Below are 10,311 nucleotides of genomic sequence, written 5' to 3'. Positions count from 1 at the left end.
CCGGCCCGAGCCGGCGCCGCGTCCCCGGCACCGCGCGCTGCCCGACTTCGGCCGGGCGGCGAACTGGGACGCCCTGGCGAACGCGCGACGCGCGGCCGGGCCGAACCCGGTCGACCCGGCCGGTTCGCCCGTCCCCGCACCGGCCGACGAGCCGGAGCGGGAGACGGACGACCGGTCGCCGGCCGCGACCGACGGAGACGAGGAGTTCGACGCCGGGAAGTCCCGGCCCCGCCTTGGCCTGTTCCGCCGGAACCGGGCGAAGGGCGGCGAGGAGAGCACGCCGAACCGGAACAGCCGCGAGCCGGAGCCGGTGCCCGCGCAGGACGAGGAGTACCTCGACTGGGTCAGCGGGCTGGGTCGGCCCGCCCCGGACAGCGACCCCGGTTCGCTGCGTACCGGCCGGCACCACCGGGACTGACCGGCACGCCGGTCGGGCCGACCGCACCGGACGGCCCGGCCGGCGTGACCTCAGGCGAGCGGCAGGTAGACCCGACCGCCGGAGGACAGGAACTCCGCCGACTTGTCCCGCATGCCCCGGGCGGCGTAGTCCTTCAGCTCCTGGGTGATCTTCATGGAGCAGAACTTCGGCCCGCACATCGAGCAGAAGTGCGCGGTCTTCGCCGGTTCCGCGGGGAGCGTCGCGTCGTGGTACGACCGGGCGGTCTCCGGGTCCAGCGAGAGGTTGAACTGGTCGGACCAGCGGAACTCGAACCGGGCCTTCGACAGCGCGTCGTCCCAGGCCTGTGCGCCCGGGTGGCCCTTGGCCAGGTCGGCCGCGTGCGCCGCGATCTTGTACGCGATCACGCCCGCCTTCACGTCGTCCCGGTCCGGCAGCCCCAGGTGCTCCTTCGGGGTGACGTAGCAGAGCATCGCGGTGCCGAACATGCCGATCATCGCGGCGCCGATCGCCGATGTGATGTGGTCGTACGCGGGCGCGATGTCGGTGGTCAGCGGGCCGAGGGTGTAGAACGGGGCCTCGTGGCACCACTCCTGCTGGAGGTCCACGTTCTCCTTGATCTTGTGCATCGGCACGTGCCCCGGACCCTCGATCATCACCTGCACGTCGTACTCCCAGGCGACCCTGGTCAGCTCGCCGAGGGTGCGCAGCTCGGCGAACTGCGCCTCGTCGTTGGCGTCGGCGATCGAGCCCGGGCGCAGCCCGTCGCCGAGCGAGAAGGTCACGTCGTACTCCGCCAGCAGCGCGCACAGCTCCCGGAAGTGGGTGTAGAGGAAGTTCTCCTCGTGGTGCGCCAGGCACCAGGCCGCCATGATCGAGCCACCCCGGGACACGATCCCGGTGACCCGGTCCACCGCGAGCGGCACGTACGGCAGCAGCACCCCGGCGTGCACCGTCATGTAGTCGACGCCCTGCTCGGCCTGCTCGATCACGGTCTCCCGGAACACCTCCCAGCTCAGCTTCACCGGGTCGCCGCCGACCTTCTCCAGGGCCTGGTAGATCGGCACGGTGCCGATCGGCACCGGCGAGTTGCGCACGATCGCCTCGCGGGTCTCGTGGATCCGCTTGCCCGTCGACAGGTCCATCACGGTGTCGGCGCCCCACCGGGTCGCCCAGGTCAGCTTCTCCACCTCCTCCGCGACCGAGGAGGTGACCGCCGAGGTGCCGATGTTCGCGTTCACCTTGACCAGGAACGCCTTGCCGATGATCGCCGGCTCGCACTCCGGGTGGTTGACGTTCAACGGCAGCACCGCCCGGCCGGCGGCGATCTCCTCCCGGACGAACTCCGGCGCGACGCCCTCCCGGATCGCCACGAACTCCATCTCCGGCGTCACGATCCCGGCCCGCGCGTAGGCGAGCTGCGTCGGCCGCTTCCCGTCCGCGCCGGCCAGCGGCGTTCCCGCACCGCGTACCGGGGCCACGTCGCCGCGCTCGGCGATCCACGGGCCGCGCAGCGGAGGCAACCCCACCTCCGGGTCGGAGCCCGGCCCGGACGTGTCGTACAGCCGCAGCGGCGGGTTGTCCCCGGTCAGCTCCACCTCGGCGAACGGCACCCGGACGTCCGGCCGTGCCCCCTCGACGTAGACCTTGCGACGTGCCTGCATGACAGCCTCCCTGATGGTCAACGGGACCAGCCGAAGTGGTCCAGCGGGCCGCGTCCCGCGCCCAGTTCCCAACCCCGCCCGCCGGTCAGCGCGCGGGTGACGTACTCCTTGGCGGCGGCGACCGCGACCGGCACCGGGTCGCCCGCCGCCAGCCGGACGGCGACCGCCGCCGAGAACGAACAGCCCGTACCGTGATTGTGCCGGGTGGCCACCCGCGGCGCCCGCAGCAGCGTGGTCACCCCGCCGCCGACCAGCACGTCGACCGACTCGCCGGCCGCGTCCACGTCGCCGCCGGTCACCACCACGTGCGCCGGGCCGCCGGCCGCGAGCGCCTCGGCGGCGGCGACCATCTCCTCGACCGTGGTCACCGGGCGTCCGGTGAGGGCTGCGGCCTCCGCGCAGTTCGGCGTCGCCACCTCCGCGTACGGCAGCAGCCGCTCGACCGCCTCCACCACGCCGAGCCGGTGCCCACTGGTGGCGACCAGCACCGGGTCGACGACCAGGCGGGGCAGCCGCCCGGACCGCGCCGCGTCGGCCACCACCTCGGCGACCGCCGGGGTGCCGAGCATGCCGGTCTTCACCGCCCGTACGTCGAAGTCGCCGAGCACGCTGTCGAGCTGGTCGATGACCGTGCGGGGTGGCAGCGGCAGGACGGCGTCCACTCCCCGGGTGTTCTGCGCGGTGACGGCGGTGATGACGCTGGTGCCGTACGCGCCCAGGGCGGCGAAGACCTTGAGGTCGGCCTGGATCCCGGCGCCGCCGCCGGAGTCGGAGCCGGCGATGGTGAGCACTGTCGTGGGGGTCACTTCTGGTCTCCGGTGGTTGCGCCTGAGGGCTGCCGCACCGCCTTGAAAGCCGAGGTCAGCGTGGTGGCTGCCGCGGTCGGGTCTTCGGCGCGCATGATCGCGCCGAGCACCGCCACGCCCACTGCTCCCGCGCCGATGCAGGCGCGCACCTGGTCCGGCGTCTCGACTCCCCCCAACGCGAGGACCGGCACCGGGCTGACCTCGATCAGCTCGCGGAGTCCCTCGGGATGCAGGGGTGGGCCGTGGCCGGGTTTCGTTCTGGTAGGGAAGACGGGTGAGAGGGTGGCGTAGTCCTCTGTGGTGAGTCGGCGCAGTTCCGCCTGGTCGTGACAGGAGCGGCCGACGAGCCCACAGTTCGGCGGCGGGTAGGGGCCCGCGGCGGGCAGGTGGACGGCGTCGCCGCCGAGGGGGTCGGGGCCGGCGACGATCAGCGTGCCGCCGGCCTCGGCGAGCAGCGCGCGGAGTTCGACGGCGAGGGCGGCCCGTTCGGCGCGCGGAAGGTCCTTCTCCCGCAGCACCACCCGGCGCACTCCCCCGGCCACCGCCGCCGCGACCACCGCCACGAGCGGCCGCCGCGCCACCCGCCGGTCCGTCAGCACCACCACCCCCGACACCGCGGAAGCAGCCGGCGCCTCTGGCGGCCGCCGCGTACCGCGCTCCACGGTGACCGCGCCCGAGCTGCCGGTCACAGGTCCGGCCTTCCCTCGTCGGGGGTGGACGGGAGGGCGTGGAAGCGGCGCGGGATGCGGCCGGCGGCGTGGGCGAGGCGGCCGGCCTCCACGGCGTACCGCATGGCGGTGGCCATCGCCACCGGGTCGGCGGCCCGGGTGACCGCGCTGGCCAGCAGCACCGCGTCGCAGCCCAACTCCATGGCGAGCGCCGCGTCGGAGGCGGTGCCGATGCCGGCGTCCAGGATCACCGGCACGGCCACGCCCTGCCGGATCAGCCGGATGTGGTGCGGGTTCGTGACGCCCAGCCCGGAGCCGATCGGCGCGCCGGCCGGCATCACCGCCGCGCAGCCCACGTCGGCGAGCCGGCGGGCCAGGATCGGATCGTCCGAGGTGTACGGCAGCACGGTGAACCCGTCGGCGACCAGCTCCTCGGCGGCGCGCAGCAGTTCCACCCCGTCGGGCAGCAGCGTGCGCTCGTCACCGATCACCTCCAGCTTCACCCAGTCGGTGTCGAACGCCTCCCGGGCCAGGTGGGCCACCTTCACCGCCTCGGTGGCGGTGTGGCAGCCGGCGGTGTTCGGCAGCAGCTTCACCGCGCACCGGTCGAGCAGGTCGAGCAGCCCGCCGGCGCCGCCGGGGGCGGTGTCGACGCGGCGCAGCGCCAGGGTGACCAGTTCGGTGCCGGAGGCGCGGATCGCCTGCTCCAGCACGTGCAGGTTGGCCGCGCCGCCGGTGCCCAGGATGAGCCGCGAGCCGAACGTCGCGCCGCCGATCGTGAAGGTCACCGCGCTCACCCGCCCTGGGCGGCGCTGAGCACCTCGACCCGGTCGCCGTCCCGCAGCACCGTCGCCGGCCAGCCGCCGCGCGGCACCACCTCGCCGTTGACCGCCACCGCGAGCCCGCGCTGCTGGTCGGTGACCGCGCGGACCAGGTCCGCCACGGTCGACCCGCCGGGCAGGTCGCGCCCGGCGCCGTTCATGATCAGTTCCACGTCTCCTCCTCGGCGGTGAACCGGTCGGGTGTGCAGGGCGCCAGCAGCGGGTCCGCCTCGCCGGTGACGATCAGCTCGGTGACCAGGTCGGCGGTGACCGGGGTGAGCACGATGCCGTGCCGGTGGTGCCCGGTGGCGGCGAGCACGCCGGGCCGGCCGGGCAGCCGCCCGATGACCGGCGCGTTGTCCGGCGTACCGGGCCGCAGCCCGGCGGACGCCTCGACCAGGTCGTACTCGGTCAGCTCGGGCAGCAGGTCGACGGCGGCGCGGAGCAGCCGCAGCACCGCGCCGGCGGTCACCTCGGTGTCGGCACGCTCCTCGACGGTCGCCCCGACCACCACCTCGCCGGTGTCCCGGGGCACCAGGTAGACCGACTCGCCGTCCGCGTACCCCCGGATCACGTGCCGGAAGCCCGGCGTGCCGCGACCGGGCGCGCGGAGCCGAAGCACCTGCCCCTTCACCGGCCGGACCGGCAGCCCGGTGAGCGCCGCCGCCCCGCAGCCGGCCGCCACCACGGTGACGCCCGCGTCCACGTCGGACAGCCGGTCGACCCGGCCCAGCACCAGCGTCGCCCCGGCCTGCTCGGCCGCCGCCCGCAACGCGGCGACCAGCCGCCGCGGGTCGACCTGGTGGTCGCCGGTGGCGACCGCGCCGCCGCGCACCCGCGGCGCCAGCGCCGGTTCGCGCTCCCGCAGCTCCGACGGGCGCAGCGGCGTGATCGGCAGCCCCAACCCCTGCTGGTACGACCACAGCCGGCGCGCCTCGGCCAGGTCGTCGCCGGTCAACCCGACCACCAGCGTGCCCTCCGTGCGGTACCCGAATCCGGTGCCGGCGGCGTCGGTCAGCTCGGCGGCGAAGCCCGGCCAGCGGGCGGCGGACTCGGCGAGCAGCCCGGTCAGCTCGCGCTCCCCGAAGTACGCCTCGGCGACCGGCGCGAGCATCCCGGCCGCAACGTGCGACGCCCCGGAACCCGGGGCCGGATCGTGCACGACCACCCGCAGCCCCCGCGACGCGCAGCGCCAGGCGATCGCCAGCCCGACCGGTCCCGCCCCCACCACGGCGACGTCCGGTCGGGTCAGCACGTCAGCGCCCCGAGCAACTCGGCGGTGGCCCGGGCCGGATCCGCGGCCCCGGAGAGCGCTCCGACCACCGCCACCCCGTACGCCCCGGCGGCCCGCAGCGCCGGCACGCTCGCGGCGTCACCCCGCCGATGGCGATCACCGGAACGTCCACCGCCGCGGCGACCGCGCGCACCCCGGCGGGGCCGATCGGCGCGGGCAGCCCGGTCTTCGTAGTGGTGGCGTGGCAGGGGCCCACGCCCAGGTAGCTGGCCCCGGCGGCGACCGCCTCGGCGGCGCTCCCCGGCTCCCGGGCGGTCACCCCGAGCACCGCGGCGGAGCCGAGCACCCGACGGGCCGCCCGCACCGGCAGGTCGTCCGCGCCGACGTGCCGCCCGCGGCGTCGACCGCGAGCGCCACGTGCAGCCGGTCGTTGACCAGGCACGTCGCCCCGTACGGCCGGCAGAGCGCGACCACCCGGCGGGCCAGCTCGTACGCCTGGCGGTCGGTGGCGTCGTCCTCGACGCGGACCTGGACGACCAGCTCGGCGCGGGCAACCGGCAGGGCGGCCCGCAGCACGGTGAGCGGGTCCCGCCCCGGCCGGGTGTCGGTGATCAGATGCAGTCGTCCCAGAGACGGCACGGCAACACTCCTCCCTGCGCCGGCATTACCCGGATCAGGTTCGACGGTCGGGGGCTTCAGCCCCCCTCTCAGCCCGGTGCACCGGGCTCCCGTGGGTTACTTGCGGCCTACCGTACGACGGACGGGCGGATCCGCCAAGGGCGGGGGTCCGCTTTTCCCACTGACCGTCCGGAGTCGACGGCAGGGGCAGCGGGTGACCGTCCGCTCACGCCATGCTGTCCGGATGCCTTCGGCCCCGCGCGTGCCCCGACGGCTGTCGTTCCTGCCGTCCCGCGGCAGTCGGGCCGTCGCCGACGGGCTGCTCACCTGGGCGATGGCGTGGTGGTCGGCAGCGCGAAATGCCCGGCCGCCCACGGTTGGGCGGCGGGCACGGCGCGCGGCGGGGGGGTGCGGGCGGGTCAGAGGATGGCGTCCAGGGCGTCGAGGTCCTCGTCGGTCGGCTGCCAGGCGCCCGCCTCGGCGTTGGCGCGCACCTGCTCGGGCGTGGTGGCGCCGGCGATCACCGAGGTCACCGCCGGCCGGGCGGCCAGCCCGCCGATGGCCACCTGGAGCATGTTGACCCTGCGCTCCGCGGCGTACGCCTCGAGCGCCTCGATGGTGTCCCAGTCGGCGGCGGCCAGGCGCTCGGCGTACCGGCCGCCGCCGGAGAGCCGGCTGCCGGCGGGCGGGGCCTCGTTGCGCTTGTACTTGCCGGTGAGCAGGCCGTTAGCGAGCGGGAAGAACGGCAGCATGCCCAGGCCGAACCGCTCGCACGCGGGGATCACCTCGGCCTCGACGGACCGCTCCAGCAGCGAGTAGTGGTTCTGCGCGGAGATGAAGCGGGTCCGCCCCTGGGACGAGGCGGTCCAGTCGGCGTCGGCGATCTGCCAGCCGGCGAAGTTGGAGTTGCCGAGGTAGCGCACCTTGCCGGCCCGGACCAGGTCGTCCAGGGCGGCGAGGGTCTCGTCGATCGGGGTGCCCGGGTCGGGCTCGTGCATCTGGTACAGGTCGATGTGGTCGGTGTCGAGCCGGCGCAGCGACGCCTCGACGGCGCGGGCGATGTAGCGGCGGGCGCCGCGGGCGCCGAAGTCCGGGCCGTTGCGGCCGTGCATGTCCATGCCGAACTTGGTGGCGACCACCACGTCGTCCCGGCGGCCCTTGAGCGCCTGGCCGAGCAGCTCCTCCGAGCTGCCCTGCGGCTCGCCGTAGATGTCCGCGGTGTCGAAGAAGTTGATCCCGGCGTCGAGGGCGGCGTCGACCACCGCTCGGGTGTCGTCGAGGTCGAGCTTCCGGCCGAAGTTGTTGCAGCCGATGCCGACCACGGACACCACGAGCCCGGAGTCGCCCAGCCGGCGGTAGTTCATCTCAGTCACGAGATCCACCCTATGCCCGCCCGTCCGGGCCCACCCGCGCAGTCGCCAACCGCCGGCCCGCCCTCGGCCGGACGGCCCGCACCGCGCCGATCACTTCACGTCCCAGACCGGCTCGACCGTCTCCACCACCTCGCCGTCGCCCCGGAACAGCACGAACCGGTCGAACGAGCGGGTGAACCAGCGGTCGTGGGTCACCGCGATCACGGTCCCCTCGAACGCGGCCAGCCCCGCCTCCAGCGCCTCGGCGGAGGCCAGGTCGAGGTTGTCCGTCGGCTCGTCGAGCAGCAGCAGGGTCGCCCCGGAAAGCTCCAGCAGCAGCACCAGGAACCGCGCCTGCTGCCCACCGGAGAGGGTGCCGAACCGCTGGTCACCCTGGCCGGCCAACTCGTACCGGCTGAGCGCGGCCATGGCCGCGTGCCGGTCCATCCCGGCGCGGTGCTCGTCGCCCCGCCAGAGGATGTCGACCAGCGTCTTCGCCATCAGCTCGGGCCGGTCGTGGGTCTGCGAGAAGTGCCCGGGCCGGACCCGGGCGCCGAGCCGCACCAGCCCGTCGTGGGCGACGGGCGCGAGCGCGCCCGCCCCGTCCACCGGGGTGTTGGCCGGTTCCGGGTCGGTGCCGCCCCGGGCGAGCAGCCGGAGGAAGTGGGACTTCCCCGTCCCGTTCGCGCCGAGCACGGCGACCCGGTCGCCGTACCAGATCTCCAGGTCGAAGGGGTAGGTCAGGCCGTCGAGCTCGAGCTGCTCGGCGACCACCGCGCGCTTGCCGGTCCGCCCGCCGGTGAGGCGCATCCGGATGTCCTGGTCCTTCGGCGGCACGGGCGGCGGCCCTGCCTCCTCGAACTTGCGCAACCGGGTCTGCGCGGCCTGGTACCGCGAGGCCATCCCGTCGTTGTACGCCGCCTTCTGCTTGTACATCAGCATCAGCTCGCGCAGTTTCTGGTGTTCCTCGTCCCAGCGGCGGCGCAGCTCGTCGAGGCGGGCGTGCCGGGCCACCCGCGCCTCGTGCCAGCTCGCAAAGCCGCCCGGGTGCACCCAGGCGCTGCCGCCCTCGACCGCGACCACCCGGTCGGCGGTCTGCGCCAGCAGCTCCCGGTCGTGCGAGACGTACAGCACCGACTTACCGGATTCGCGCAGCCGCGCCTCCAGCCACCGCTTGCCGGGCACATCGAGGAAGTTGTCCGGCTCGTCGAGGAGCAGCACCTCGTCGGTGCCGCGGAGCAGCAGTTCCAGGGCGAAGCGCTTCTGCTGGCCGCCGGAGAGGGTCCGCACCGGACGGTCGCGGGCGGCGTCCCACGGCAGGTCGAGCACGATGGTGGCGACGGTGTCGAAGAGCACCTCGGCGTCGTACCCGCCGGCCTCGCCCCAGGCCGCGAGCGCGTCCGCGTACGCGAGCTGGGCCTTGCCGGCGGCGGTGCTGTACTTGCCGCGGACCTCGGCGTCGCACATGGCCGCCTCGGTGGCGACGAGCCGGCGGCCGGCGTCGCGCAGTGCCGGCGGGGCGAGCGTGAGCGCCAGGTCGGCGAGCGTGGTGTCGTCCCCGATCATGCCGACGAACTGCCGCATCACGCCGAGGCCGCCGGAGCGGGCGACCGCGCCGGTCTTCACCGGCAGGTCACCGGCGACCATCCGCAGCAGGGTCGTCTTGCCGGCGCCGTTCGGCCCGACCAGGGCCACCTTGGCGCCCTCGCCGACCCGGAACGACACGTCGGAGAAGAGTTCCCGACCGTCGGGCAGGATGTGCCCGACCGCTGCCACGTCCACGTATCCCACGCCGGCATCCTGCCGGAGTGCCCGGGGTGGGCGACACTCGATTACCGGGTGACCCGCAGCACCCGGTAGCCCTTCTGGCTGGCGTGCCGTTCCACCTGCCAGCCCTGCTCGACGAGCCAGCGGTGCAGCGAGTCGCCGCCGAGGTGGCGGGCGACGACCAGCCAGGCGACGCCGTCCGGGGCGAGCCGGGGCAGCCAGCGGCGCAGCAGCTCGTGCAGCTCGGCCTTGCCGATCCGGATCGGCGGGTTGGACCAGAGCTCGGCGAAGGTCAGGTCCGCGGGTACGTCGTCCGGGGCGGCCACCCGCACCCGGTCGGCCACGCCGACCCGGGCGGCGTTGGCGGCGGTGAGCGCGCGGGCCCGCTCGTTGACGTCGACCGCCCAGACAGTGGCGTCCGGGGCGCAGGTGGCGAGCACGCAGGTGATCGGGCCGAATCCGCAGCCCAGGTCGAGCAGCGGCCCGGCGGCGCCGGGCGCCGGCAGCTCCGCTTTGCGCAGCAGCACGGCGGTCCCGGGGTCGAGGCGGTCGGCGGAGAAGACGCCGCCGGCCGAGGTGAGGGTGAAGTCGCGCCCGGCGACGGAGAACTCGACCTCGCGCGGCTGGGCGGCGGTCGTGGGTTCAGCGGTGAAGTAGTGGTCGCCGGTCACGTCCGGCATTGTCGCACCGGCCCGATGTGGGCCCGTCGACGGCGTGGCGGACAGCACGCCACGCCACCTTCGCCAGAATTTCCCAATATTACCCTCTAAAGGGGAAATCGGCCTTACTGTGGGCCACATGGTGTATCGGTACGAGTCCGATGAGGACGCCTTCCTGGAGTACCCGGAGCCCGGGTCCGACCTGTCGGTGCTCGGCGCCGGTGCGCCTCCGCCCGTCCGGCCCTCGCCGTCCCGCTTCCCGACCCCGTCGCTGCCGCCACCGGCCCGGACCGTGCGGCCGACCCGGCCGCCGGCGGCCGAAGCG

At 74.8% G+C, this 10,311-nt stretch carries 9 protein-coding genes, 3 pseudogenes and 1 riboswitch; of the genes and pseudogenes, 2 read left to right on the top strand and 10 right to left on the bottom strand.

The features are described from left to right. Positions 1 to 418, top strand: a pseudogene (locus JNW87_RS28045) (hypothetical protein); the annotation flags it as partial. A gap of 50 nt (positions 419 to 468) precedes the next feature. On the opposite strand, the gene thiC reads toward JNW87_RS28045, so the two are convergent. From thiC to JNW87_RS27995, 10 genes and pseudogenes are all read right to left on the bottom strand, one after another. Continuing rightward, the gene (gene thiC, locus JNW87_RS28040; protein WP_109805006.1) at positions 469 to 2,061 is read right to left on the bottom strand and encodes a phosphomethylpyrimidine synthase ThiC; all 1,593 of its coding nucleotides are present in this window, start codon (positions 2,059 to 2,061) and stop codon (positions 469 to 471) included. 17 nt (positions 2,062 to 2,078) lie between these two features. Next, complete coding sequence (thiD, locus tag JNW87_RS28035; RefSeq protein WP_109805005.1) at positions 2,079 to 2,867, bottom strand: bifunctional hydroxymethylpyrimidine kinase/phosphomethylpyrimidine kinase; 789 nt, start codon at positions 2,865 to 2,867, stop codon at positions 2,079 to 2,081. Next, on the bottom strand, positions 2,864 to 3,481 hold the full coding sequence (locus JNW87_RS28030; protein ID WP_109805008.1) for a thiamine phosphate synthase: 618 nt from the start codon (positions 3,479 to 3,481) through the stop codon (positions 2,864 to 2,866). Before JNW87_RS28030 ends, thiD begins: the two co-directional genes overlap by 4 nt. Positions 3,482 to 3,552: 71 nt before the next feature. Beyond that, positions 3,553 to 4,332 (bottom strand): thiazole synthase, encoded by a 780-nt coding sequence (locus JNW87_RS28025; RefSeq protein ID WP_109805004.1) that lies wholly within the window; start codon positions 4,330 to 4,332, stop codon positions 3,553 to 3,555. Beyond that, positions 4,329 to 4,529, bottom strand: coding sequence for a sulfur carrier protein ThiS (gene thiS / locus JNW87_RS28020; RefSeq protein WP_109805003.1), 201 nt, complete (start codon positions 4,527 to 4,529; stop codon positions 4,329 to 4,331). Before thiS ends, JNW87_RS28025 begins: the two co-directional genes overlap by 4 nt. Further along, positions 4,520 to 5,611 carry a glycine oxidase ThiO gene (gene thiO / locus JNW87_RS28015; RefSeq protein WP_109805002.1) on the bottom strand — a complete coding sequence of 364 codons (1,092 nt, stop codon included), beginning with the start codon at positions 5,609 to 5,611 and terminating at the stop codon, positions 4,520 to 4,522. Before thiO ends, thiS begins: the two co-directional genes overlap by 10 nt. Then, positions 5,605 to 6,229 (bottom strand): annotated as a pseudogene (gene thiE / locus JNW87_RS28010) (thiamine phosphate synthase). Before thiE ends, thiO begins: the two are co-directional and overlap by 7 nt. After that, a riboswitch (TPP riboswitch) is annotated at positions 6,224 to 6,332 on the bottom strand. (Overlaps the previous pseudogene by 6 nt.) Positions 6,333 to 6,627: 295 nt before the next feature. Continuing rightward, positions 6,628 to 7,590 carry an aldo/keto reductase gene (locus JNW87_RS28005; protein ID WP_201749563.1) on the bottom strand — a complete coding sequence of 321 codons (963 nt, stop codon included), beginning with the start codon at positions 7,588 to 7,590 and terminating at the stop codon, positions 6,628 to 6,630. An 81-nt stretch (positions 7,591 to 7,671) separates the two neighbouring features. Continuing rightward, positions 7,672 to 9,351, bottom strand: a complete 1,680-nt coding sequence (locus JNW87_RS28000; protein ID WP_109801281.1) for an ABC-F family ATP-binding cassette domain-containing protein — start codon at positions 9,349 to 9,351, stop codon at positions 7,672 to 7,674. Positions 9,352 to 9,392: 41 nt separating this feature from the next. After that, a complete protein-coding gene (locus JNW87_RS27995) occupies positions 9,393 to 9,998 on the bottom strand; it encodes a class I SAM-dependent methyltransferase (protein WP_109801318.1) in 606 nt (201 codons plus the stop codon). Positions 9,999 to 10,125: 127 nt separating this feature from the next. Between JNW87_RS27995 and JNW87_RS27990 the strand changes: the two are divergent. Beyond that, positions 10,126 to 10,311 (top strand): annotated as a pseudogene (locus tag JNW87_RS27990) (hypothetical protein); the annotation flags it as partial.

It is taken from the genome of Micromonospora sp. ATA51 (genome assembly GCF_016802855.1).
Taxonomy (GTDB): Bacteria; Actinomycetota; Actinomycetes; order Mycobacteriales; family Micromonosporaceae; genus Micromonospora; species Micromonospora sicca.
Note: the sequence above shows the minus strand (reverse complement) of the source record. Positions and strands in the feature narration are given on the sequence as shown.

Coding starts and splice junctions, on each gene's coding strand:
- thiC (WP_109805006.1), bottom strand. CDS start 2,061: ATGCAGGCACGTCGCAAGGTCTACGTCGAGGGGGCACGGCCGGACGTC.